The following is a 23150-nucleotide window of genomic DNA, read 5'->3' as shown; positions in this document are numbered from 1 at the left end:
GGGATGAACTGCCGGAACGTCATCCCTGCGATGTAGGCGCCCGATGTACGCGAGGCCCCGGAACCGGCCGCCGAGGCGGATTCCGAGGAGCCGGGCGACGGCGACAATGAACCGGTGACGAACGTACGCACGACGCCGGGGCGGTTGCGGGTCCTGGCCCGCGAGGCGGTCCGCGACGCCAGGTCGCCGGCCGGTCCGCCGCTGCGGCCCAGCCGTCGCGCCCGGCGGTTCGACGTGCTGCTGGCGCTGGCGCTCGGCGTCACCACCGTCTATTACGGCATCGACAACACGAACAACATCGTGGTGCGCGAGATCGCACCCGGCGTGGAGTACATCGTGCCGCGCCCGTCCGGCCCCGGCGGCATGGCCTTCATGGTGACCCTCGCGATCGTCGCCTCGGGCGCCCTGGCACTGCGCCGCCGCTACCCGCTCGCCGTGCTGTGCGTCGTGACGGCCGCGACCCTGGCGACACCGCACAGTGTGCTGCGGCTGACCTTCTACGCGTTCGTCATCGCCGTCTACAGCGCCGCCGTGTACAGCCCTTACCGGGCGGCGACCCTGGGGGCGCTGCCGTTGGCGGTCGTCCTGGTCGGCACCTCGGGGAACTCGGTGACGCCGATCGTCCCCAACGAGTACATCGCCCTGCTGATCCTGGTCCCGATGGCGGGAGCCGCCCTCGGGCTGCGCACCTGGAAACTCCGGACCGACGAGGGCCGGACGCGGCTGTCCGCTCTGGAGAGCGAACAGGCCGAGGCTCTGCGCCGGGCGGTCGAGCACGAGCGCGCGAGGATCGCCCGCGAACTGCACGACGTCGTCACGCACAACGTCAGTGTGATGGTCATTCAGGCGGGCGCCGCCCGCAAGATCATGAAAACCTCGCCCGAGCAGGCCGGTGAGGCCCTGCTCGCCGTCGAGGCGGGCGGCCGGGCGGCCATGACCGAACTGCGGCACGTCATGGGCCTGCTCACGATGCCGGGTGAGGGCGAGCCGGCGGGCGGGGCCGACGACCCGGCCGGCGCCGGTGTGGAGCTGGCACCGCAGCCCGGCCTCGACCAGCTGGCCGCGCTCGTCGGGCGGGTACGGGACGCCGGGCTGCCGGTCGACCTGACCGTTACCGGCCCACCCCACGAGATCCCGTCCGGCGTCGGGCTCGCCGTCTACCGCGTGGTCCAGGAGGCCCTGACGAACACCGTGAAGCACGCGTCCGGTGCCACCGCCTCCGTGACCGTCGAGTACGGACCGCAACGGCTGCGGGTGGAGGTCACCGACACCGGTGGACGCCCGGATCCGGGCGCCGCCACCGGGAACGGCCGGGGCCTGATCGGCCTGCGCGAGCGCCTCGCCGTCTACGACGGAACCCTGAGCACCGGCCGGCGCCTGACCGGCGGCTACCGTGTGGAAGCGCTCATCCCCCTGGAGGCACCGTGACCGAGCAGGCGCCGCGTGTGCTCCTGGCCGACGACCAGACCCTGGTCCGCACCGGATTCCGGATGATCCTCGGTGCCGACGGCATCGACGTCGTCGCCGAGGCGACCAACGGGGCCGAAGCGGTCGAAGCGGCCCGCCGGACGCGTCCCGACGTGGTCCTGATGGACATCCGGATGCCCGAAATGGACGGCCTGGAGGCCACCCGCCGCATCCTGACGGGCGCCCCCGGGGAACCCCGCGTCATCATCCTGACCACCTTCGACCTCGACCGGTACGTCTACGCGGCCCTGTCCGCCGGGGCCAGCGGCTTCCTGCTCAAGGACGTCACCCCCGAGCACCTGGCCTCGGCCGTCCGCACGGTCCGTAGCGGCGACGCCCTCCTCGCGCCCGCGATCACCCGCCGCCTCGTGCAGAGGTTCGCCCGGCACGGCAGCGACACCGCCGCCCTCCACCGCGACCTCGCCTCGCTCACCCCGCGCGAACTGGAGGTCCTCGGCCTGCTGGCCCGGGGACTGAGCAACGCCGAACTCGCCGCCCGCCTCCGGCTGGCCGAGGCGACGGTCAAGACCCACGTTGCCCGCATCCTCGCCAAGCTGGGACTGCGTGACCGTGTCCAGGCCGTCATCGTCGCCTACGAGACGGGGTTGGTCAGCGCCGGAGAACGCGAGCCCCCGAAGCGCTCCAGCGGGCAGACGTAACCACCGGACTCCGCGCCTGTCCCGGTGGTTCACACCTCCGAACCGTCGTACGAGGAACGCCTGGTGTCGCCGGGTGTGTCGTCCTCCCCGGCGTTCGGGGGGCCGGCGCCCTGACGAGGGGTGCCCGCGGTGGAGCGGGTGTCGTACCAGGAGACGGCGAAGGTGACGGCGAGTACGGCGATGATGAAGCCGAGCGAGGCCCAGATGGGCACCTTGTAGACGTCGGTGAGCAGCAGCTTCACGCCGACTCCCGCGAGGATGACGCCCAGGCCGGTCTGCAGGTGGCGGAACCGGCGGGCGGCGCCGCTGATGAGGAAGTAGGCCGCTCGCATGCCCAGCAGGGAGAAGGCGTTGGCGGCGAAGACGATGAAGGTGTTCTGGGTGACCGCGAAGATCGCCGGAATGCTGTCGACGGCGAAGACGACGTCCGTGGTCTCGATGACGATCAGGGCGGCGAGCAAGGGGGTGACCGCCCAGGCCCCGTTCACCCGGACCAGCAGACGCTGGCCGTGCAGTCGGTCCGTCACGGGGGCCACGCGGCGCAGCGCGCGCAGGACGACGTTGCGGTCGGGGTGGACCTGGGCCGCCCCGTGGCGCAGCACCTTGACCGCGGTCAGCAGCAAGAGCGCGCCGAAGACGTAGATGGTCGCGTGGAAGGTGTCCAGCAGCGCCGCGCCGACCAGGATGAACACCGCGCGCATGGCGAGCGCGCCGATGATGCCCCACATCAGCACCCGGTGCTGGTAGCGGTCGGGGATGCCGAAGTACCCGAAGATCAGGGCGAAGACGAAGATGTTGTCGACCGACAGGCTCTTCTCGATGAGGTAGCCGGCCAGGTACTCCTCCGCCAGGACCGGGCCCTTCCAGATCAGCAGCAGACCGCAGAAGCCGAGGCCCATCACCAGCCAGACGACGCTCCACCCGGCGGCTTCCCGGATGGAGATCACGCTCGCCCGGCGGTGGATGACGAACAGGTCCAGGACGAGCACCACCGCCAGGAAGGCGATGAGGACGATCCAGGCGGTGATCGGTATGTCCATACCGCCCGCCTTCCCGGCTTTGCAACTCCTTTAACCATTTATGGCGATATGCGTACTATGGGAGTTCCCTGCGCGAGGGGTGCCGCCGGGATGCGCCGAAACGGCGTTGCGGCGCATGTCAGCCGGACGCGGGGCGCGGGGCGCGCAGACCCGCCCGCTGGGCCAGTTCCTCCTCGTCGACCACGGTGAGCATCGGCTGCCCGGGCGCGCACAGCATGGTCACGATGAACTCGGTCCGCCCGTCCGAAAGGGCGTTGCCGTCCTGGTAGTGGATGACGTCCCCGCCCGGTTCCCAGAAGGTCTCACCCGCCTTGATCACCCGTTCCGGCTCGCCCTCGAGCTCGAAGAGGACCGCGCCCTCGGTCACGTACCCGAAGGCCGGCCCCGAGTGCCGGTGCGGGGGCGCCCCCGGGTCGCCGGGGTCCCGCCAGACGACGATGGTCATCGCCGAGGCGCCTTCCGGGACGAACGGCGGCCTGACGTCCTGGAGCGTCCTCAACTGCGTCTTCCACACCTCCGAGCGCGACCGCCCGTCCGCCCGGCCTCCTGATTCCCTGTCCGACACCGTGACCTCCTTTGACCCGCTGCTCACACGCGAGATGGGGCCGACTCGTCGGCCCCATCCGCTCTGTCACCTTCCGCCGCCACCGCCCCCACCGCCGTGGCCGCCGCCTCCACCGCCGCCACCGTGGCCGCCGCCCCCACCGCCGCCGTAGCCGCCACCACCGTGACCGCCACCGCCGTAACCGCCGCCGCCGTGGCCACCACCGCCATAGCCGCCGCCACCGTGACCGCCGTAGCCGCCGTCACCATGGCCGCCATGGCCGCCGTAACCTCCATAACCGCCGTGACCGTGGCCGCCGTGACCGCCGTGGCCGTGACCATGGCCGCCGTGACCGTAGCCGTAGCCGTAACCCCAATTTCCGTCGCCCCAGCCACCGTGGCTCACGGAGGACACGGGCGCACTCGTCGGTGTGGCGACGGCCGATGTGGCCGCACCGCCCAGGGCGAGTGCGAGGCCGGCCATCGCGGCGAGGGGCCACCTGGGAATACGCATGACAACTCTCCCTTGCCAGGTTGGTTCCTGGGCCTGGTCGAGGCGGGAGGCCACGTGCGGGTGTGCGCCCGAGCGGCCCCGGGCCTCGCTGCGGGTGATCGGACCCCGCAGGTGAAGCGGCGACGCCAGAATCGGCTTCTATCGCCACATTCCCGTTGAAACCATGCTCTGTCCGCGATGGCGTGGAGTCAATACACCCACCAGTCGCGGTCGGCACCTCGAACAGGCCCCGCCACTCGTCACGGGCCGACGTCGCCCGGCGCAGGCATGGTCGTCTTGACCGGAAGATCGAGCCGGAGTTGGTATCCGCCGTCGGACACCGGACCGCAGGCGAGTGTTCCGCCGAGCAGTGCCGCGCGCTGACGCAGTCCCGTCAGGCCGTAATGGGCGCTCGGCAGGGGGATGGTCGGCCGGGTCGGGGGGCCGTTGGTGACCGTGACATGGACGGAATCGTCGCTCTGCCAGAGCCGGATGGCCGTGGCGGCACCCGGGGCGTGCTTGCGTACGTTGGTCAGTCCTTCCTGCACGGTGCGGTACAGGGCGCGCTGAACCGAAGGGGCCAGATCACCGGGGAGGTCGGCGGTCAGCCGGGCCTCGATGCCGCTGCCGTCGACGAGGCGCTCCAGATCCGCCAGGGAGGGCTGCGGGGTGAGATCGGTGGGGCGGTCACCGGCGGCGCGCAGGACGCTGACCATGTACCTCAGCTCGTCCAGGGTCTGCACGCTCAGCCTGCGGATCGTACTGGCGGCGTCCTTGGCGTGCGCGTCACGCGTACCGACCTGCAGGGCTCCGGCCCGCACCGCGATCAGACTGACCTGGTGGGAGACCACGTCGTGCATCTCCCGCGCGAGCTGGGACCGCTCGGAGGCCAGGATCGTCTGGGCGATCAGCAGCCGTTCGTGCTCGCGGGCCTCGGAGATCTCAACGATGCGCTGCGAGAGGTCCCGGCGGGCCTGCACCAGTTGCCCGAGGAAGACCGCGGCCGCCGCGGTCGCCGCCGTGTAGCTCAACGTGACCAGGTCCTCCGTGGAGACGTTGACGTCCGGCGCGAGATCGCAGAGCGTGAAGGCCACCACGCCGACGGCCAGGATGACACGCCTCCGCGACACCGACGCGAGGGTGTAGAGCGCCGCCAGCGAGGCGAAGATCGCGTCGGAGAAGAACACGGCCGGCAAGGTCACCAGGAACGTCAGCAGCGGCCGTCCGTGCCGCAGCAGAAGCACGAAGGCCCCGCCCAGCGCGCACGCCAGTTGCAGGGGTTCGTCGGCGTGGACGTGGACCCAGACGTCGAAGAGCGCGACGAGGACCAATACGCCGTCGAGCACCGCGGACGGCGGATGCCGGAGATTCACCTGGCCTCCCGGTCCGTTGACGGCGGCATGCCGCGCCCGCGTTCCCCCGGGATCACGGGGCTCGACGCGCAGGAGGGGCTGCCCACCGGCAACCGGGGTTTCCACTCACCCGAACAGGATCATTCATGATCGTAACAGGGGAAAGCCGAACCGCCGCCTGCCGAGGGAGGGCGCGGTCAGAGACGGGGCGCGGTGTTCCAGCTCGCCAGCATCGGCAGGACGCGGGCGGTCGTGGAGTCGGGGTCGGCGGTGTAGACGACAAGGCGCTGGTCAGGCTCGTTGGGTGCGCAGACGATCTCGATGTCGAAGGTCAGCGGGCCCGCGGTGGGGTGCTGGACGCGCTTGGCGACCGACGCGTAGTCACGGACGGCGTGGTCGTCCCACCAGCGGGCGACATCGGCGTCGGTGGTGCGGAGCTCGTCCACGAGCAGCGCGAGGCGCGTGTCGTGCGGACGTCGGGCGGTCTCCCGGCGCATCGTGGCGACCGCGGCCGACGCGAAGTCCTGCCAGTTCACGATCCGCTCGCGGGCGACCGGGTCCTGGAACATGAAGCGGACGAACGACGTCCCCGGCTCCAGCGGACGGCCCAGCACCTCCATCAGCAGCCCGTTGCGGGCCAGCACCTCGCCGCGATGGCCGAGCAGCAGCACCGGGACGTGGTCCAGCGTGCGCATCACCCGCAGCAGCCCGGGATCCGGACGCTGGACGGCGGCCGCGTGCGGGGTCGCGGCGCGGCGCCGCGCGGTGGGTGCGGCGAGGTCGCGGAGGTGGGCGCGTTCGACCTCGTTCAGGCGCAGCGCCCGGGCCAGCGCGTCGAGCACCTCGTCGGAGATGTTGGCCTGGCGTCCCTGTTCGAGCCGGCTGTAGTAGTCCGGGCTCAGGCCGGCGAGCACGGCCAGCTCCTCGCGTCGCAGCCCCGGCACCCGCCGGGCGCCGGGGAAGGCCTCGATGCCCGCCTGGGAGGGGGTGAGGCGGTCCCGGCGGGAGCGGAGAAACGCCCCGAGCGCGGCGCGGTCGCGTGGCATGGCTCCAGGGTAGGCGGACCGCCGGCGCCCTGGGTGGTCATGCCATGCCCAGGTACGTCCTGACCTGGCCCGATGCCGACGGTCCGGCTTAGACAGGGACCCATGACCACTTCGCATCACACCATGGACAGCGCACCCCCCACCCCCGGCTCGCGGCTGGCCGGCCGCACCGCCGTGATCACCGGCTCGACCAGCGGGATCGGCGAGGCGATAGCCCGCACACTGGCCGGCGAGGGCGCACACGTCGTCGTCAGCGGCCGGCAGGGGCCCCGCGGGCCGCGACTCGTCGACGACATCCGGCAGGCCGGCGGCCGGGCCGACTTCGTCGCGGCGGACCTGACCGGCGGCTACGAGCGCTTGCGGGCCTTCGCCGCACAGGCCACCGACACGCTCGGCGGACGCGTCGACATCCTGGTCAACAACGCGGGCATCTACCCCGCGACGCGCACCGAGGACCTGCCGGACGCGGAGCTGGACGCCATGCTCGCGGTCAACGTCCGCGCCCCCCACGTCCTGGTCGCCGCGCTGGCGCCGGCCATGGCCGAGCACGGCAGCGGCGCCATCGTCACCATCGGCTCCTGGATGGCCCGCGTCGGCAGCCCCTACGCGGCGATGTACACCGCGACCAAGGCGGCGGACGAACAGCTCACCCGCAGCTGGGCCGCGGAGTACGGGCCGCGCGGCGTGCGCGTGAACGCCGTCGCCCCCGGGGCGACCCTCACGCCGGGCAACGAGGCGGCCCGAGCGGCGCTCGACGAGATGACCGCCGCCACCCCGGCAGGCGTGGTCGTCCGTCCCGAGGACATCGCCAAGGGCGTCCTGTACCTCGTCAGCGACGACGCGGCCATGGTCCACGGCATCACGCTCTCCGTCGACGGCGGGATCTCCACCACCCGCCCGTCCTGATCCCCCGGCCTGTCATCGGGGGCTTTTCGGCCACCGCCGCGGGTTCCTCGTCCCGCTTCCGCAGGGCACCCGGACACACCGGGCCGCCCTGCGGAAGCGGGACGGCCCCGGAGGCTACTCGGGCTTCGCCGCCCCGAGGACGGAGTCGGTGGGCTTCGGGAGCAGATGGCCGTCGATGTACAGGTCGACGTGCTCGTTGTAGAAGGCGACCAGGCCCGCGATGCGGTTGGCGTGGATGGTCGGGAAGTCGTACCCCCACGCGATGTCCTCGTGGGACGCGGTGTCGCCGTCGAACGACCAGTAGCTGCTCGTCGTCCCCTTGTACGGGCACCGCGTCACGGTGTCCGAGTGCCGCAGTCGCGTCCAGTCGACGTACATCCGCTCGATGTAGTAGCGGGTCGGAAGGCCGGTCTCGAACAACTTCACGCAGTTGGGCGCCTCCGCGAGCACGACGCCCTCCAGTTCCACCCGGACGCCGCTCGACGAACGCAGGGCGTCCACCCGCGAGTAGGGGCTCCTGGGGTGCACGAAGACCGGTTCGTCCTCCTCGAACCAGAAGTCCACCGCCTCCCACTCGAAGCGCACGGTCCCGTGCAGGGGCTTCGGGCTGTCCTCGTCCCACACCCACGCCGCACCCTCGCGGACCTCCGGGCCGATCCGCAGTGAGTGCCGGCGCGCGGAGCCCGCACCGTGGTGCTCGGTGTGGTGCTCGTCGACGAGCTCACCGTCGACCAGGTCCTCGACCGGAATGCTGAACTGCGGGTAGGCCTGCCACTCCCACACGTACAGCGCACGGCGGGTGTCGAAGACGACGCGCCCGCCGATCAGCCCCCTGACCCTGCGCGGTACCGGCTCGACATGCCCGACCGGGGCGATCAGGCTCGGGTGCAGAACACTCTCGTTCACCATGGTGAATGACCCCTCGGTCCACTCGTTCCTCGTCTCTCAAGGGATGACCGACAGCACGACGCAACCGTGACAGGCCGCACCGGAAACGCCATGATGTGCCCCGTGGACTGCGCTTCACAGGGGGCGGCGACGCGATGCGACGAGGTCGTGGAGTGCCCGGATGGGACCCCCCGGGTCAACCTCGTGCTCGGAGCGCTGTTCCTCGTCGTCGGCGCGTGTCTGCTGACCCCGGCGGTGATGAGCACCGTGGAACTGCGCGACGGCGTGCACACGACGGGGACCGTCCGGACGCAACTCCAGGGGGCCGATGACGATCGGCTCTGGGTGACCTTCACGGTGGCTAACGCGGAGGTCACCTACCGGCTGCCGTCGACCACCGACCGCAGGTTGCTGGACGACGGCGACCGCCTGGCCGTCGTCTATAGGCCCGACCGTCCCGACACGGTCACCGCGGAGCGTGACATCGGCGGGACGCGGCTGTTCGTCTCGTCCGGGATGGCCGCCCTGGGCCTGGGCCTGATGGCCTTCGCCGCCGTGGAGCTCCGGCAGGAAGGGCGGCGTCGGGTGCGCAGCGACGCGGAGCCCTCCGGCTCCGCGGGCTGAGTGAACGCCGCCTCGTCGTCCACGCGCGCGTCAGATCGGAATGAAGTGCGGCCACCACGCCGGGATGTTTCCGGGACAGAACGGTGCCGGGTAGTCGTCCGCGATTCCGATCCAGGCAATTACTGTCCAGCCGATGGCGATCTCCACAGCGACGGCGCTTCCAAGGGCGAGCGTCGCGTTGGTCCACTTCGCCATGACCGAATGGGTGACGCCGGCCGCGACCGAGAAGACAACAAAGGCGAGCGGAAGATAGACGATCACCAGAAAACCCGAATTGGCGGAGTCGTTCACCCCGACATCGCACGAAGACCAGATGTTCGCGATCAGCCAGCACGTGCCGAGGGACATGACGATGCCCATTGGCAGGGCAACGGAGCGCGAGGTCCTGGATTCACCTGCGCCGCCCACCGAACGCCCGCCCCTTCAAGGCCATTTCCAGGCCCGCTCCGCAGCCCACCACTCCGGCGAAAGGGTAGCTGTGCCTCCGTGCGAGGGGGGCCGCTCCCCGGCGTCCCCGGCTGTCCGACGGGAAGCCCGGGGCCGGGACGACGTCCCGGCCCCGGGCGTTGCCGACTACTGCTGCCGGCCGCGGTGGGTCAGTGCCGGCCGTGGCCGCCGTCACTGCGACGGCGTTGCAGCGTGAACTTCTCGAAGACCGACAGCTCACCTGTGGGCGTGATGATGTTGTAGTAGGTGACGTGGATGCGGGTCATGTCACCGGGGTGACGGCCCGGGTCCACGGAGAACTCGGCGAACCCGTACGGATGCTCCGCGTCACGGACCCCGATCCAGACCGCCGTCTCCTTCTCCTTGACCGAGTTGTACTTGCCGACGTGCTCCATCTGGACGTACGCCGAGTGATGCCCGTGGCCGTCGGCGTCGTCGGTGGTGAAGCTGTTGTTGGTGATGCCGGACACGCCGCCACCGCCGAGGACCATGTGCGTCGTGCCGTGCGCACTGTCGATCACATCGAGCGCGGTCTGGCTCGGGTTGGGTGTGAGGGTGACGCTGCCGGGGACGACGCCACGCACCGCCAACGAGCGCTCGTAGTCGTGCTCGTGGCCACAGACCACCAGGTCGACGCCGTACTTGTCGAACAGCGGGCCGTACGCCGCGCGCAGCGCGACATCAGGGCCGTTCGCGGCGGTCGCCGAGCTGATCATCACCTGGTGCATGCAGACGACGATCCAGTCGATGTCCTTCGAGGCCCGTGCCGACTTGAGCTCCTTCTCCAGCCAGGCGAGCTGCCGGCCGCCGGAGTAGCCCTTGATGTAGATGTCACCGCCCTCCTGCAGGGCGATGTCGTCGTTCTGCAGGGCGATCACCTTCACCCCGCCGACCGTGAAGGAGTACCAGAGGTTGTCGAGCTCGGGCTGGGTCTCGGTCGAGGGCAGCTCGAAGTAGGTCTGGTACGCGTCGAGACCGAGCTTGCCGTTGGCCAGCTCGATCTCATGGTTGCCCGCGCACGGCATCCACGGACGGAATCGCGCCGAGCGGCTGTTGTTGGTGAGGAAGTCGCGCCATACGCGAACGCGGTCGGGCCCGGTGTTGGCGTAGCAGAGGTCACCGTTGAGGAGGTGGAACAGCGGGCCGACCTTCTCGACGCCGGTGACGATGTCGGCAGCGGCGGGCGTGGCGTTGGGCTCGAAGTCGCGGCCCGAGGCGTCGGCCGGGTTCGCTCCGGTCTTCCACGTCACACTGGGCGCACCCTGGTCGCCGAAGCTGGTGAAGGTGAACGGAGCTCGGCCGGACGGCGCCGTGTGGAAGGTGCCGGCGTCGGGGGTGGCGCCGTCGTGCTGGGCCGCGTACAGGTAGTCGGTGTCGGCCTTGAGCTTGCTGATCAGCGCGTGATGGACCCAGACGGTCCGCCCGGAGGTGCCGTCCACGTAGGTCTTCGTCGTCGCGCGCGCGGTGGAACCGAAGCCGCCACTCAGCGTGCCGTAGACGACCCGGGGGTTCTTGACGGCCGCGTCGGTGACCCACGAGACGACCATCTGGCTGCGCGGGTCGGCGCCGAAGGTCAGGTGCAGGCCCTGGACGGGGGTGGTGGGCGAGCCGGTGGTGAGACCGGTGACCTCCGACTTCGCCGGGACAGCCTCGGCGGTTCCGGCGCCGAGGACCAGTGGCCCGGCGGCGGCGCCGGACACTGTCGCGCCGAACAAGCCGAGCGCGTTGCGACGGGAGATTCTCGTTTGCTTGGGTTCTTCCGACATTCCAGGGGCCTTTCGCGTCGTCGGGTGCAGTCGCACACCGACCGAACAGCAGCGCTCCGAACCTGACAGCGGGCTGCGGCAGGTCAGCGGTGCGCGCACTCACGGACGCTAGGAAGCACGGTCGACCAGCGCGGTGAGACAGGCATGAACGACAGATGGCGGTCACCGCAACGGACTGCCATTCCCGGCGGTTGGGGTGTTCGGGCGCGCTCCCGTCAATCGTGACGAAGTCGACGCCGCGAGCCCGTGCGCCATCTCGTCGGCACAGGGTCTCCGCGACGGTTCGACGTCCCGGTGCGGGACGTCACGCCGGATGGCCGCGCAAAGCTCAACCCGCGATCGCTGCGGCGGCATCGGTACGAGGGGCCGGGCGAGGCCGGACGCGAGTGCCGGCAACTGCTGCGCACCGCATCGCCCGCGAGGCCCGAGTCGAGCCGGTCGGCGCACGATGTCCTTGCTCGGCGGCTGCCGCCGTCCGCGCCGCCGCTACTCAGTCCAGCGAAGGCAACCGGTCCAGTTCGCCGCCGATCGCATCCCGCAGCGCATCATGCCGCGGACCGAGTCCGAACCGCTCGTCACCCCACCGCTCACGCGGATAGAGCCACACAGGCTTGCCCGCCAACTCGGCCGGCTCCCACGCGAAACGCGGCCAGACATGGGCATGCAAGAAGGGATCGGTGTTCCCCAGGATCTCCAGGTTGACCCGGCGGAAGCCGGGGTCCATCTGCCGGCAGGCCCGCTCAACCGCCTCCCCGAGCCGGTCCATGTCGGACAGAAACGACAACCGCTTGGCCCTCGGCAGGTCGGACAGCCGCTGGACGTTCGGTTCGTCCACGAGGAGAACCGAGTAGCCCGGCAGGAACTGCACATCACCGATCACCGCGAATCCCGACTCGAGCCGCCGCAGCACGGTCGGGTTCTCGCCCCGCAGAGCAGCACCGATCCGGTCCATTCGCCAGTCACCCGTCATGGCCCGAACCTACGCACAGGCGATCAGGACCTGCTCTTCGCCCCGGAGTGCGCGGGCAGACGGCAGGCCCGGCGCGCCACGTGGCGCGCCGGGCCTGCTGTGTGCCTGTTCCTTACGCTGCTACCACCAGATGACGGCGTATCCGTTGCCGCCGTTCTGCGCCGGCTGCAGCAAGACCAAGGCGCCGTCGCCGCCCGTGCCCGCCCCCTGCGGCTCGGGCTCGACGATGCCGTTCACCGGAGGCCGACCTCCCAAGCCCGCCACGCTGACGCTCAGGGGAGGCTGACCCGCGGCGCCCGTACGGGTCGTACCGCTGTTCCCGTGACAGTCGCCCGTTCCACCAGCGCTGGGAGTCGGAGCGAGTGAGCCGACATGTCCGCCGGTGCCGCCGGTGGCCTCCGCGAGGGTGCCGCCGGGGCCGGACAGGGTGGTGGCGGTCCCGCCGGCGCCGTCCGCATTCGCGGAACCGGGCCCACCTTGGCCGACGGTCACGGTGTAGGCCGTGCCGGGCATCACCGGCACTGCGCACCAGGCGAAGCCGCCGGCACCGCCGCCTCCGCCGAGGATGCCGGGAGGAAGCACGCTGATCCCGCCACCGCCACCGCCGGCGCCCCATACCTGGACGAAGACCCTGGTGACATCGGCGGGCGGAGTGAACGTCCCGTTGTCCTCGAAGTCCACCAGATCGTGCGGCGCGGCCCCGGGACCTGCCGGACCCGCCGGACCTGCGGGGCCTGCCGGACCTGCGGGCCCGGTTTCGCCGGGGTCGCCCTGCGGCCCGTCCGGACCTGCCGGACCGGCGGGGCCTGCCGGACCTGCCGGGCCTGCCGGCCCGGTGGTTCCGGGGGGACCGGCCGGGCCCTGCGGTCCGGGAGGTCCGGGCGGACCCGGAATGCCGGGACGACCGGGGTAGCCGGGGTACCCGTGGTGGCCGGGATAGCCGTGGTAGCCGGGCCGGCTCGGGCAGTACCCGGGGAAGTAGGGGAAGAGGAAGCACGGGTCGGCGAGGCTGGTCCGGGCGCCGGGTTTCACAGCGTCGGCCTGAACACCGTCGGCGCCCTCCGCGTAGGCGGCACCTGTCACAGCACTGGACGCCAGAGCCACGCTCGCGGCCATCGTCCACATCCGAAGACCAACTCGGCGCCGCTGAACAGGCGCCTCAGGCACGGCTATTCGGGACAACACGTCACCTCCAGGAAGGGGCTCGCGGGCGCGCGGCAGACACCGCCACCGGGAGAGGGAGCCGTCAGGGACAGCAGCGAACCCAAAGGCAAGAATCGCCCTGTGTAACGAGGTGTGCACATTCAGTAGCCAATGCGGGTGACGAGCCCGCCGCCGACACGGCGTCAGCAGCCGTCCCCCACCCCCGCGCCCATAGTCGTTCCCGTTCCCTAGGATCCCTAGGTTAAAGTTAGGACCCCTAGGAAACGGGAGGACGCGTGGCACGAGCCGGACTGACGACGGAACGGGTGACGACGGCGGGCGCCGAACTGGCGGACGAGGTCGGGCTCGACAACGTGACCATGTCCCAGGTCGCCCGGCGGCTCGGCGTCAAGGACGCCAGCCTCTACACCCACGTCCGCAATCTCGAGGACCTGCGCGGACGCATCGCCCTCCTGGCCGCCGACGAGAAGACCATCCTCATCGCCGAGGCCACCGCCGGCCGCGCCGGCAAGGACGCCCTCGTCGCGTACGCGAACGCCTGGCGCGAGTACGCCCACCGGCACCCCGGCCGCTACACCGCGACGCAGACCCCCCTCCGGATCGACCCCGAGCTGGCGGCCGCGGCACCCGGACCGCGACGCGCCGTCGAGCTGACCTACGGCATGCTCCACGCCTACGGACTCGCCGAACCCGACCTCACCGACGCCGTACGGCTCCTGCGCAGCACCTTCCACGGCTTCGTCGCCCTGGAGGCCGCGGGCGGTTTCGCCCACCGGCGCTCGCCGCAGCAGTCCTGGCTCCGCGCCCTCGACGCACTGCACACCCTCCTGGAGCACTGGCCCCAGGCCCGAGAAGGAGAAGCAGCCCCATGACGACGACCGACCCCACCCCCGGCTCCCTGCGCGTGAAGGGCGCCACCCTGCACTACGAGATACGCGGCCAAGGCCCCCTCCTGCTCCTGATCCCGGGAGGGACCGGCGGCGCGGCGTCCTTCGACGACATCGCCGACGACCTGGCCATCGGACACACCGTGGCCACCTACGATCCCCGCGGCATGTCCCGCAGCACCCTCGACGACCCGGACGCCGAACAGTACGTGGCCGACCACGCCGACGACGCGTTCCGCCTCATCGGCCTGCTCTCGCCCCACGAGCCCGCCCGCGTCTTCGGCGCCAGCTCCGGCGCGATCACCGCCCTCCACCTGCTCTCCACCCACCCCGGACGCGTCGCCCGCCTCGTGGCGCACGAACCGCCGGTCGTGGAGCTCCTCCCCGACGCCCACGAACACCGCGCGCTGGTCGCCCGCGTGCGGGACACCTACCGCGACCAGGGCCTCATGCCCGCGATGGCCGCGTTCGCCGAAGGCATGAAGAAGGACGACGACGGCAGCGGCCCGAACCCCGAGATCACGCTCCCCCCGCACGCGGCGGCGCGGGTCGAGCGGACCAGGGCCAACCTCCCCCTGTTCGTCGGACGCGTCGTCCCCGCCTTCATGGCGTACGTCCCCGACACCGACCGCCTCAAGGCGCTGTCGGACCGGCTCGTGCTCGCCGCCGGCCGGGACTCCCGCGGGGAACTCCCCCACCGCGCCGTCGCCGCCCTGGCCGAGCGCCTCGGTACCGGACTCCGCCACTTCCCCGGCGGCCACATCGGCCTGACCACCCATCCGGCCGAATTCGGCGAGCACCTCCGCGACGCCCTCGGCACCCGGTAGGCCCACGCCTGGCGACCCGATCGGGTGCGGTGGGGCTGCGGGGCGGCCGGGGCGGTTGTCGGATGGGCGGCAGCAGTCCCCGGCCCGGGCACCGGCCGGGCGGTTCGTACGGGGCCGACGGCCGGGCAGGTGGTACACCGTGGCAGGCGAGGACGCTCCCACCGAACTCGGCACGGTCGCCGACGAGCTGTACGGGCTGCCGCCCGCACGGTTCACCGCTGTCCGCAACACGCACGCCCAGGCCGCCAGGAAGGCCGGCGACCGGCCCCTCGCCGACCGCATCACGGCCCTGCGCAGACCCACCGCCGCGGCCTGGGCCGCCAACCTGCTCGCCCGCGAACGCCAGGACGAGATCGGCCCGTTCCTCCAGCTCGGCGAAGCACTGCGCCAAGCCCACCGGGCACTCGACGGCGAACAGCTGCGCCTGCTCAGCCGCCGGCAGCGGGAACTCGTACAGGCCCTGTCCCGGCAGGCCGGACGACTCGCCGCCGATGCCGGCCACCCGCTCTCCGAGCAGGCCGTACAGGAGGTCGAGCAGACCCTGCACGCCGCGCTCGCCGACCCCGACGCCGGGGCGGCCTTCGCGGAGGGCCGCCTCACCAAGCCGCTGTCGGCGACCGTCGACATCACCGGGCGGCCCACCACCGGCCCCGTGAGCGACCTGCCCCGCCGCCCGCCGAAGAAGAAGCCGGCGGAGGCCGCCGAGGACGAGCAGCGGGCCCGCCGCGAGGCACAGCGGCAGCGCCGGCGCGAGGAGGCCGGGCGGGCCGGACAGCAGGCCCGCGAGGCCGAACAGGAAGCCCGGGCCCGCGAAGGCGACGCCGAGGCCGCCCAGGAGGACCTCGACGCGGCGGACCGCCACCGCGACGAGGCCCAGCGCCGCCTCGCCGCACTCCGCGAACAGGTCACGGACGCCGAAGAGGCCCTCCGCGCGGCCCGTGACGACCAGGCCCGGGCGCGGCGCCGGCACCGCGACGCCGACAGGGCCGCCCGCGACGCCCGCCGTCAGGCAGGCCAGGCCGCCGCACACGCGGAGCAGTTGACCCGAGGACTCGAGGACGGGAGCTGACCCGCGGCCGGCGGCGCGATCCGCGGTTCACCTCAGGACCGGCCACCGAACTGCCAGTCGTGGACCTCGATCGCGGCGTACGCACCGGCCGTCAGAACGGCACGTGCGGTGTCCCGGTCCGCGGCCCGGAGGAGTGCGGCCGTGCCCAGCCAGGTGCCGCCGTCGTCGGACAGCAGGGGCCCGTACGCGATCAGTTCGTCCCGCCCGGACGACGGCAGGGCGAGGTCGGCGCCCCGGCCCGCGCCGAGGCCGAGCACCAGGTACCGGTTGCCGCCGGTACGGCCGCCGGGGAAGTCCCACATGGTGCGCCCCAGCAGGTTGCGCCACCGGCGCAGCAGCACGTCCCGGTACACGCCTGCCTGGTGGCCGGGCTCGTCGAAGGCGAACGCGCGGGCCGCCGCGGGGTCCGGCAGGTCGAGGATGTGCACGCTGCCGGTGGGCTCGCCGTCCACGGCGGTGAGGGTCGGGCCGCGGGCGATCATCTCCTTCTCGTACCGGTCCATGTAGGACCAGTGGTCTTCGAGCAGTTCTTGACGGAGCGTCAGCGAGTCGGCCCGATCGCGGTGGTAGCAGAGGAACTCCATACACACACCCTCCCGCACTGCGCGCGGCTCCCGCCCGGATTTTCCGCCGGGGACGTGACCCTCAATCGGCAGTGGCGCGTTCGGGCGGCGCGGACAGGGCGGCGTCCAGGAGGACCTCGGCGGTCGCCCTGGCCGCGGCCGCCGCTTCGGGGTCGGCGTCCATGCGCACCGAGACGGCGCAGCCGTCGTAGAGGAGGTGCAGGCGGCGTCCCAGGGTCTGCGGATCCGGGACGCCGGCCTGGCGGGCGAGGTCGGTGAACAGGGTGCGCACCCATACCCGGTAGTCGTTGGAGGCCTGCTCCGTACTGCTGCCGGCCTCGGCCTCCGCACTCGCCGCGATGAAGGCGCAGCCGCGGTGGCCGGGGCCCTTGAACGCCTCCGACTGCGCGTCGAAGACGCCGAGGAGCCTGGCGCGGGGGGTCTCGTAGCGCTCGAGGAAGGCGAGGATGCGGGCGGAGGTACCGGCGTGCCGCGCCCGGAGGTAGGCATGGACGAGTTCGTCCTTGCTGCCGAAGGTGTTGTAGAGGGAGGCCTTGGCCACCCCGGCCCGCTCGATGATGCGGTCGATGCCGACCGTCTGCACGCCCTCCGCGTAGAACAGTTCGTCGGCGGCGGACAGCAGACGCTCACGCGCCGAGGGCTTCGCCCCGGTGGGCGCTTCGCGTCTGCCGGCGCTGTCGGCAGCCATGGCCGCCTCCTCTTCGGTCAGGTCTCGGGATCACCTTAGGCAATGCCGGTTCGTGAACGGCTGCCGCGCCGTTCGGTGAGCAGTCCGATCAGGGCCAGCAGGGCCAGCACCATGACGGCCGCGCCGTATTCGCGGGCGGTGGCGAGCAGCCCTCCGGCATGGACGACGAGATAGCCGGCGATCACCGACGGCACTCCCAGGCCCAGGTAGGACATCACGTACAGCAGCGACAGGACGCCGGCGCGCTCGTGGGCGGCGGTCAGCGGCATGACGGTGCGGATGCCGCCCTGGAACCCGCTGCCGAAGCCGATGCCCGCTATGGCGGAGCCGAGGAAGAACAGCACGGGTGAACCGTCCTCCACGGCGACCAGGGTCAGGGCGACGCCCGCGATGAGGGTGCCGATGCCGGTGAGCATGACCCCGCGAGCGGGTGCGGAGCGCAGGACGAGGGTCGCGGCGGCGGCCACGCCGGCCAGTACGAACAGGGCCAGGCCGCCGTAGACGGCCGACGCGGAGTGGGTGAGGCTCCGCACGAGGGCCGGGCCCAGGGAGCCGTAGAAGCCCGCGAGCGCCCAGACGGCGACCATGACCGGTGCCGTGTTCAGGACCGCGCGCCGCACCGTCCTCGGCAGTCTGACGTCCGGGACGAGCGTGGCCAGCGCACCCGGAGTACGTGTCAGGGTCTCGCTCATCAGCGCCACACCCAGCGCCTGGAGCGCGAGGACGCCGACCAGGGCGAGGTAGACGAGGTGCGTCGGGGCGGGCAGGTACTGGACGAGGAAGGCCGACACCAGCGAGCCGGTGGCAGTGCCGAGCCCCGGAGCGAAGGAGTTGGCGACGGTCCCGCGCCGCCGGTCGATGTCCATCATCCCGGCGCCGACGGCACCCAGCGCGGCCCCGGTGGACAGCCCCTGGATCACCCGGCCGATCATCAGTTCCGGCACCCCGTGGGCGGTCGCGAACACCACCATCGCCGCCGCCTGCGCGGCGAGGGAGGCCAGCAGCACGGGCCGCCGCCCCAGATGGTCCGACAACCGGCCCAGGGTGAGCAGCGAGGCCAGGACGGCGATCGCGTACACCCCGAACACCAGGGTCGTCGTCACCGGGCCGAACCCCCACTCCGCCTGGTACACGGCGTAGAGGGGCGTGGGCGCGCTGGAGGCCGCCAGGAAGGACACCACGATCGACGCGAGCAGGTAGAAGGCCGCCCGTGGAGGCAGCACCCCGGTGCTGCGGCTCCTCGGCGCGGGCGCGGCGAAGGCCGCACCCCCGCCGTCGGGGCCTGCAACGGCCATGGCCCTCGATGCTGTGTCGCGATCCCGCACGGTGTGCTGCCCGGGCATGCCGCCGTCCCCAGATTGAGTAGACAGGTCTGTCCATTTTTGCTGGACAGACCTGTTCAACGCGGCCGGGAGCCGTTTCCTTCCCCGTCCTCGCGGCGCGCCCGGGGCGGGGAGGGGAAGCGGTGGACGGGCGGCAGCGTCAGACGACCCATACGGGGGCCGCGACCCAGGGGCATTTGACGCATGCGGCGGCCGGGGAGCTGCTGGCACAGTGACCGGGACAGCGGGAAAGGCCTCTGATCTGCGCTTTTCCCCTGCCTTGATCACCCTGCGCGCTCGGTGGCACCGGCGGCCGCCGGTGCCTCGACAACGGTTCCGCGAAGGCCGTGACGTCGGGGGGGAGCGCGCAGGGCCATGCCCGACACGGGCCGCCTGGCATCCCTCGGGATGCCAGGCGGCCGTACAAGGAAGAGACAATGGCTCCACTCGTCGATGAACCCATGGCCGATACGCGCGACATGTACATGGCCCACACCGCGCTGCGCCGGGAGTTCAGACTGCTTCCCGAGCTCATCCGGTCCGTGGCGCCGGGCGACACCCGGCGCGCCGACGTCGTCGGTTCCCACGCGGCGCTGGTCTGCCGGGTCCTGCACACGCACCACGAGGGCGAGGACAAGCTTCTCTGGCCGAAGCTGGTCGAGCGGGCCGGCGTGGACGCGGAGGCCATCGTGCCGACGATGGAGCAGCAGCACCACGCCATCGACGAACTGCACAACGAGGTGACCGGACGGCTCGTGGCCTGGCGCTCGACCGGAGAGGACGGTGAGGCGCTCGCCGAGGCGCTCGAGCGGCTGCTGACCGTGCTCATCCAGCACATGGCGCTGGAGGAGAAGGAGATCCTGCCGCTGGCCGCGAAGCACGTCACCGCGGCGGAGTGGCACCAGCTGGGCGAGCACGGCATGGAGAACACCCCGAAGAAGGACCTGCCGCTCGTCTTCGGAATGGCGATGTACGAGGGCGACCCGGAGGTCGTCAAGGCGGTCCTCGCCACCGCGCCGCTGCCGGTCCGGATGATCGTCCCCGTCCTGGGGCGCCGCCGGTACGCCGCGCACGCCCGGCAGGTCCACGGAACGGTCAGGCCTCCGCGCATCGGCTCCTGAGGCATCCGGCGAACGCGTCAGGTCGAGGCACCGTCCCGTCCTCGCCCGGGGGAGAGGACTTTCGTGGCGGGCAGGCGGCGGGCACCGCCGACGTCAGGACCGCTGCCTCCGCTGTCCGTCCTCGACCTGGCCGCCGGGCTCGGCTTCCGCCGGGTGCGGGTGGCCGAGCGCCACGGACACCGTTCCGTCGGCAGCGCCGCCCCTCCCGTCCTGTCGGCCCGTCTCGCGGCGTCGACGCCGCGGATCAGGCTCGGCTCGGGCGGGGTCCCGCTGACGAACCGCGCCTCGCGCGCCGTGGCCGAGCGGTTCACCACGCTCGCGGCGCTCGACCCGGGCCGCGTCGACCTGGGCATCGGCCGCGGTCCGGGCACACCCTTCGCGCGCTGCGCCGCGAAGCTGGGCGACACCGACGGCCGGCGCGTGCTGCCGGGAGCCGGCGCGTTTCCCGAACCGTGGCTTCCGGCGTCGAGCGTCGCGGGCGCCGAACTGGCAGCGGGGCTGAGCCTGCCGCTCGCCGTCGCCCACCACATCCGGCCGGGCAACACGCCGGAGGCGCTGGGTCGTTACCGGGAGCGGTTCCGGGCCTCACGGTGGTGCGGGCGCCCCCGCGTGCTGGTGAGCGTGGAAACGGTCTGCGCGGAGACCGCCGCCGCGGTCGACCGTCTCGGCCGCCCCCGCGATACCGGCCATGGCCGCGGCCATCGAGGGCCGCGGCGCCGAGGCGTCGCTGCTGTCACCGGAGAAGGCCGCGGCGGACGAACTCATGCTGCCGACCCCCGTCTACGCTCCGGGCGACCGGATGCGCTCTCTTTCCCTGGCCGCCGGCCGGGCCTGACGTCCGGCTATCCGCTTTCTGTTCGCTTTTCCGAATGTGAGCAATATCCCAATTCTCGGAATTCCTGTTTGCGGGTGTTCCCCGCAATGTCTGCGGGTGTCCCGTATTCCCGGTCGGGGAGGCCACGACGGCCGCGGCCGGAACCTACGGTGGCCGCGATGGGGTTCCCCGTGCGGACCGCGCCTGAAGCGGAAGCTCCGCCGGACCCCGGGGAACCGGGCAACTCCGCACAGCTCGCGAGGACATCGTGATCGAAGCATTCTGCACAGACCTGCAACCGCCCGCCGAGCGGGCCGAGTACTGGAGGGACGCCGTCCGCAGGGCGTTCACCCGGCTGGAGATCCACGCCCAGGGGGCGGAGGAGCTCCACGGGGCGATACGCCGGACGTACATGGCCGGCGTCCAGGCCGGATTCCTCGAGGCGAGCCCGCAGCGGATGGCGCGTACCGCACCGCTCATCGCCGCCGACCGCGACGGCTCGCTCATCGTGAGCCTGCAGCGCACGGGCGACAGCGTCACGGTCCAGGACGGGCGGGAGACGCTGGTGACCGCCGGTGAACTCGTCATCCTCGACAGCCGAAGGCCCTACGTCCTGGACTTCACCGACCCGGTGCGGCAGCACGTGGCCACGGTCCCCCGCCAGATGCTCGACCTGCCCGACTCGCTCCTGAGCCTGGCCACCGGGCGGACCTACTCGCCCGGCCACGGCATCGGCGGGATCCTCGCGTCATACGTCGACGGGCTCGTGGCGACGACGGAGCACTGCGTCTGCGCTCAGGACTCGAAAAGGTTCCTGCGCCAGGGCATCGTCGACGTGCTGACCGCGCTGGTCGCCCTGGAGGGAACCACCGGCGAACAGGCCGCCGTGGAGCAGGCCCTGCTGCAGCGTGTCCGCGGGTACATCCGCGCCCACCTCGACGATCCCGCGCTCTCCCCGGCGTCGGTCGCGGCCGTGCACCACATCTCCGTCCGCTACCTGTACCAGCTCTTCCAGAACGAGCCGATGACCGTCGGCCGCTGGATCCAGCGCCTCAGGCTGGAGGCCTGCCGCAGGGACCTCGTACGGCCGGAGCTCGTGGGGCTGACGGTGGCGGCGATAGCGCACCGGTGGGGCTTCGCCAGCCACGCCCACTTCAGCCGCACCTTCCGTGCGGTCTACGGCCTCTCCCCCGCGCAGTGGCGGCAGGCCGGCGTCCTGCAGGCTGCACCCCTGCAGGCAACCGGCCCTCTCCCCGGGCGACCCGACAGCTGATCAGTCCTGTCGCAGTTGCCCCGTGTCCTCGCGACGGGACTCACCGGCGGGCCGGGGCAGCGCGGCGGCCGGCTCCTCCATCCGGGTCAGCGCGACCATCGCGAGATCGTCCTTCGGAAGCGCACCGGCGTGGTCGACGAGGTCCCGGAGGATCTCCCCGAGCGCGTCCGGCAGGCACTCGTAGTCGGCCGGGCCCTGCCGCACCCACCGCCACGCCATCGCGCGGTCCAGCAGCGGGTAGCAGTGCCCGGCGGCGTCACGGGCCTCGACGAGTCCGTCGGTGTAGAGCAACAGTGTGTCGCCCGGGTCCAGTTCGAAGCGTTCCTCGACGGCGCCGCACTCCCGCAGGGCACGCAGTCCCAGCGGGGGCGAGGGGCAGCCCGCCACCAGGGCGACGCTCCCCCGCCGGGCCCGTACCGGCGGCGGATGGCCGTGGTTGACCATATGGGCGAGCCGTTCGCCGTCCCGCACCTCCAGCAGCAGTGCGGTCACGAAGCGTTCGGCGGTGTCGCGGGCCGGGTCGGCGCCTTCGGCCAGGTGGCGCAGGAAGCTCTCCTCCAGGCGCGCGGACAGCTCCGCCAGGGAAGCGGCGCGCGGCGCCCATTCGCGGAACGCCCCGAGCACGGCCGCGACGTCCTCGAAGGTGGGCAGTCCCTTGCCGCACACGTCGCCGATGATGAGGCGGGTCGTCCCGCCCTTTCGCGCGACGGCGTAGAGGTCGCCGCCCACCTGTCCCCGTCCCCCGCAGGCCCGGTAGACGGAGGCGAGCCCCAGCGCGCCGATGCGCTCGGGGAGCGGCCGCAGCAGGGTCTCCCGTACGGTGTCCGCCACGACACGCGCCCGCGCCGCCCCGCGGCGGTACCGGTCCTTCCTACGGCCCGTCATCACCGCCACCACCACCGCGGTGACCAGCGACGCGAGCCCGCACGCGAGGCTCGGGTGGATGTACAGGGGCAGGATCACGCAGACCGCGCACACGGCGAGGACCCATGCCGCACCACCCGCGACGGCCAGGTGCCGCAACGGCTGTCCGTCGTCCGCTTCCTCCTCGTACTGTTCGATGTCGGGCATCGGCCTCACTTCCTCAAGGTCCGTGCGCGGGGCCGGGATCCGACGGATCCACGAGCGGCCCCGGACCCGCGCAGTGGTGTCCCATTCGTGGTGGAACACCTCGACCGTAGAAGGACTTCGCGTCAGGCA

General features: G+C 72.0%; 24 protein-coding genes and 1 pseudogene. 11 read left to right on the top strand and 14 right to left on the bottom strand.

Going from position 1 to position 23150, the window contains the following annotated elements:
* The first annotated feature begins 114 nt into the window (after positions 1 to 114).
* The gene (locus CHF15_RS18035) at positions 115 to 1428 is read left to right on the top strand and encodes a sensor histidine kinase (protein ID WP_089224827.1); all 1314 of its coding nucleotides are present in this window, start codon (positions 115 to 117) and stop codon (positions 1426 to 1428) included.
* Positions 1425 to 2126, top strand: coding sequence for a response regulator (locus CHF15_RS18030; RefSeq protein WP_089224826.1), 702 nt, complete (start codon positions 1425 to 1427; stop codon positions 2124 to 2126). The genes CHF15_RS18035 and CHF15_RS18030 overlap by 4 nt, the downstream gene beginning before the upstream one ends.
* 29 nt (positions 2127 to 2155) lie before the next feature.
* Here CHF15_RS18030 and CHF15_RS18025 read toward each other — a convergent pair whose 3' ends face one another.
* From CHF15_RS18025 to CHF15_RS18010, 5 genes are all read right to left on the bottom strand, one after another.
* The gene (locus tag CHF15_RS18025; RefSeq protein ID WP_089224825.1) at positions 2156 to 3166 is read right to left on the bottom strand and encodes a TerC family protein; all 1011 of its coding nucleotides are present in this window, start codon (positions 3164 to 3166) and stop codon (positions 2156 to 2158) included.
* 118 nt (positions 3167 to 3284) lie between these two features.
* On the bottom strand, positions 3285 to 3680 hold the full coding sequence (locus CHF15_RS18020) for a cupin domain-containing protein (RefSeq protein ID WP_245938902.1): 396 nt from the start codon (positions 3678 to 3680) through the stop codon (positions 3285 to 3287).
* 117 nt (positions 3681 to 3797) lie between these two features.
* A complete protein-coding gene (locus CHF15_RS44945) occupies positions 3798 to 4223 on the bottom strand; it encodes a hypothetical protein (protein ID WP_179279848.1) in 426 nt (141 codons plus the stop codon).
* Between the two features lie 239 nt (positions 4224 to 4462).
* Complete coding sequence (locus CHF15_RS18015; RefSeq protein ID WP_089224824.1) at positions 4463 to 5575, bottom strand: sensor histidine kinase; 1113 nt, start codon at positions 5573 to 5575, stop codon at positions 4463 to 4465.
* 176 nt (positions 5576 to 5751) lie between these two features.
* On the bottom strand, positions 5752 to 6600 hold the full coding sequence (locus CHF15_RS18010) for a helix-turn-helix transcriptional regulator (protein WP_089224823.1): 849 nt from the start codon (positions 6598 to 6600) through the stop codon (positions 5752 to 5754).
* 102 nt (positions 6601 to 6702) lie between these two features.
* On the opposite strand from CHF15_RS18010, the gene CHF15_RS18005 reads away from it, so the two are divergent.
* Positions 6703 to 7506 carry an SDR family NAD(P)-dependent oxidoreductase gene (locus tag CHF15_RS18005; RefSeq protein ID WP_089224822.1) on the top strand — a complete coding sequence of 268 codons (804 nt, stop codon included), beginning with the start codon at positions 6703 to 6705 and terminating at the stop codon, positions 7504 to 7506.
* Positions 7507 to 7620: 114 nt separating this feature from the next.
* Here the strand turns inward: CHF15_RS18005 and CHF15_RS18000 are convergent, their stop codons facing one another.
* On the bottom strand, positions 7621 to 8415 hold the full coding sequence (locus CHF15_RS18000) for a DUF427 domain-containing protein (protein ID WP_089224821.1): 795 nt from the start codon (positions 8413 to 8415) through the stop codon (positions 7621 to 7623).
* Positions 8416 to 8517: 102 nt separating this feature from the next.
* Between CHF15_RS18000 and CHF15_RS17995 the strand changes: the two genes are divergently transcribed.
* A complete protein-coding gene (locus tag CHF15_RS17995; protein ID WP_143681584.1) occupies positions 8518 to 9018 on the top strand; it encodes a DUF3592 domain-containing protein in 501 nt (166 codons plus the stop codon).
* 30 nt (positions 9019 to 9048) lie between these two features.
* On the opposite strand, the gene CHF15_RS17990 is transcribed toward CHF15_RS17995, so the two are convergent.
* The 4 genes from CHF15_RS17990 to CHF15_RS45470 form a co-directional block, all read right to left on the bottom strand.
* On the bottom strand, positions 9049 to 9426 hold the full coding sequence (locus CHF15_RS17990; protein WP_220093305.1) for a hypothetical protein: 378 nt from the start codon (positions 9424 to 9426) through the stop codon (positions 9049 to 9051).
* A 188-nt stretch (positions 9427 to 9614) separates the two neighbouring features.
* Positions 9615 to 11180, bottom strand: coding sequence for a metallophosphoesterase family protein (locus CHF15_RS17985; protein WP_322975686.1), 1566 nt, complete (start codon positions 11178 to 11180; stop codon positions 9615 to 9617).
* Between the two features lie 541 nt (positions 11181 to 11721).
* The gene (locus CHF15_RS17980) at positions 11722 to 12201 is read right to left on the bottom strand and encodes an HIT family protein (protein ID WP_089224818.1); all 480 of its coding nucleotides are present in this window, start codon (positions 12199 to 12201) and stop codon (positions 11722 to 11724) included.
* Between the two features lie 120 nt (positions 12202 to 12321).
* A complete protein-coding gene (locus CHF15_RS45470) occupies positions 12322 to 12882 on the bottom strand; it encodes a glycine-rich domain-containing protein (protein WP_089224894.1) in 561 nt (186 codons plus the stop codon).
* Between the two features lie 758 nt (positions 12883 to 13640).
* On the opposite strand from CHF15_RS45470, the gene CHF15_RS17965 reads away from it, so the two are divergent.
* The 3 genes from CHF15_RS17965 to CHF15_RS17955 all read left to right on the top strand — a co-directional run bounded on the left by CHF15_RS17965 (position 13641) and on the right by CHF15_RS17955 (position 16148).
* Positions 13641 to 14237 (top strand): TetR/AcrR family transcriptional regulator, encoded by a 597-nt coding sequence (locus CHF15_RS17965; RefSeq protein WP_089224817.1) that lies wholly within the window; start codon positions 13641 to 13643, stop codon positions 14235 to 14237.
* Positions 14234 to 15079 (top strand): alpha/beta fold hydrolase, encoded by an 846-nt coding sequence (locus tag CHF15_RS17960; protein WP_089224816.1) that lies wholly within the window; start codon positions 14234 to 14236, stop codon positions 15077 to 15079. The genes CHF15_RS17965 and CHF15_RS17960 overlap by 4 nt, the downstream gene beginning before the upstream one ends.
* Positions 15080 to 15218: 139 nt before the next feature.
* Entirely contained in the window at positions 15219 to 16148 is a 930-nt protein-coding gene (locus CHF15_RS17955; RefSeq protein WP_089224815.1) for a hypothetical protein, read from the top strand.
* 32 nt (positions 16149 to 16180) lie between these two features.
* Here CHF15_RS17955 and CHF15_RS17950 read toward each other — a convergent pair whose 3' ends face one another.
* The 3 genes from CHF15_RS17950 to CHF15_RS17940 form a co-directional block, all read right to left on the bottom strand.
* Positions 16181 to 16732 (bottom strand): YciI family protein, encoded by a 552-nt coding sequence (locus CHF15_RS17950; protein WP_089224814.1) that lies wholly within the window; start codon positions 16730 to 16732, stop codon positions 16181 to 16183.
* 61 nt (positions 16733 to 16793) lie between these two features.
* On the bottom strand, positions 16794 to 17420 hold the full coding sequence (locus tag CHF15_RS17945; RefSeq protein ID WP_089224813.1) for a TetR/AcrR family transcriptional regulator: 627 nt from the start codon (positions 17418 to 17420) through the stop codon (positions 16794 to 16796).
* Between the two features lie 35 nt (positions 17421 to 17455).
* Positions 17456 to 18715: an MFS transporter gene (locus tag CHF15_RS17940; protein WP_245938890.1), complete on the bottom strand. Its 1260-nt coding sequence runs from the start codon at positions 18713 to 18715 to the stop codon at positions 17456 to 17458.
* Positions 18716 to 19179: 464 nt separating this feature from the next.
* Between CHF15_RS17940 and CHF15_RS17935 the strand changes: the two genes are divergently transcribed.
* The 4 genes and pseudogenes from CHF15_RS17935 (at position 19180) to CHF15_RS17925 (ending at position 21950) form a co-directional block, all read left to right on the top strand.
* Entirely contained in the window at positions 19180 to 19863 is a 684-nt protein-coding gene (locus CHF15_RS17935) for a hemerythrin domain-containing protein (RefSeq protein ID WP_245938889.1), read from the top strand.
* Between the two features lie 63 nt (positions 19864 to 19926).
* A pseudogene (locus CHF15_RS46405) lies at positions 19927 to 20229 on the top strand (LLM class flavin-dependent oxidoreductase); the annotation flags it as partial.
* 322 nt (positions 20230 to 20551) lie between these two features.
* Positions 20552 to 20698, top strand: a complete 147-nt coding sequence (locus CHF15_RS45735; RefSeq protein WP_245938906.1) for a hypothetical protein — start codon at positions 20552 to 20554, stop codon at positions 20696 to 20698.
* Between the two features lie 247 nt (positions 20699 to 20945).
* Positions 20946 to 21950 carry a helix-turn-helix domain-containing protein gene (locus CHF15_RS17925; protein WP_089224809.1) on the top strand — a complete coding sequence of 335 codons (1005 nt, stop codon included), beginning with the start codon at positions 20946 to 20948 and terminating at the stop codon, positions 21948 to 21950.
* Here the strand turns inward: CHF15_RS17925 and CHF15_RS17920 are convergent, their stop codons facing one another.
* Positions 21951 to 23021 (bottom strand): PP2C family protein-serine/threonine phosphatase, encoded by a 1071-nt coding sequence (locus tag CHF15_RS17920; protein ID WP_089224808.1) that lies wholly within the window; start codon positions 23019 to 23021, stop codon positions 21951 to 21953. It abuts the gene before it with no gap.
* Positions 23022 to 23150 lie beyond the last annotated feature (129 nt).

The organism is Actinacidiphila glaucinigra (assembly GCF_900188405.1).
Taxonomy (GTDB): domain Bacteria; phylum Actinomycetota; class Actinomycetes; order Streptomycetales; family Streptomycetaceae; genus Actinacidiphila; species Actinacidiphila glaucinigra.
Note: the sequence above shows the minus strand (reverse complement) of the source record. Positions and strands in the feature narration are given on the sequence as shown.

Bases quoted from the DNA above. Each gene is read 5' to 3' on its own strand.
- CHF15_RS18025 (WP_089224825.1), bottom strand. From the start codon at position 3,166: ATGGACATACCGATCACCGCCTGGATCGTCCTCATCGCCTTCCTGGCG.
- CHF15_RS44945 (WP_179279848.1), bottom strand. From the start codon at position 4,223: ATGCGTATTCCCAGGTGGCCCCTCGCCGCGATGGCCGGCCTCGCACTC.
- CHF15_RS18010 (WP_089224823.1), bottom strand. From the start codon at position 6,600: ATGCCACGCGACCGCGCCGCGCTCGGGGCGTTTCTCCGCTCCCGCCGG.
- CHF15_RS18005 (WP_089224822.1), top strand. From the start codon at position 6,703: ATGACCACTTCGCATCACACCATGGACAGCGCACCCCCCACCCCCGGC.
- CHF15_RS18000 (WP_089224821.1), bottom strand. From the start codon at position 8,415: ATGGTGAACGAGAGTGTTCTGCACCCGAGCCTGATCGCCCCGGTCGGG.
- CHF15_RS17980 (WP_089224818.1), bottom strand. From the start codon at position 12,201: ATGACGGGTGACTGGCGAATGGACCGGATCGGTGCTGCTCTGCGGGGC.
- CHF15_RS17960 (WP_089224816.1), top strand. From the start codon at position 14,234: ATGACGACGACCGACCCCACCCCCGGCTCCCTGCGCGTGAAGGGCGCC.
- CHF15_RS17950 (WP_089224814.1), bottom strand. From the start codon at position 16,732: ATGGAGTTCCTCTGCTACCACCGCGATCGGGCCGACTCGCTGACGCTC.
- CHF15_RS17945 (WP_089224813.1), bottom strand. From the start codon at position 17,420: ATGGCTGCCGACAGCGCCGGCAGACGCGAAGCGCCCACCGGGGCGAAG.
- CHF15_RS17940 (WP_245938890.1), bottom strand. From the start codon at position 18,715: ATGGCCGTTGCAGGCCCCGACGGCGGGGGTGCGGCCTTCGCCGCGCCC.
- CHF15_RS17935 (WP_245938889.1), top strand. From the start codon at position 19,180: ATGGCTCCACTCGTCGATGAACCCATGGCCGATACGCGCGACATGTAC.
- CHF15_RS45735 (WP_245938906.1), top strand. From the start codon at position 20,552: ATGGCCGCGGCCATCGAGGGCCGCGGCGCCGAGGCGTCGCTGCTGTCA.
- CHF15_RS17920 (WP_089224808.1), bottom strand. From the start codon at position 23,021: ATGCCCGACATCGAACAGTACGAGGAGGAAGCGGACGACGGACAGCCG.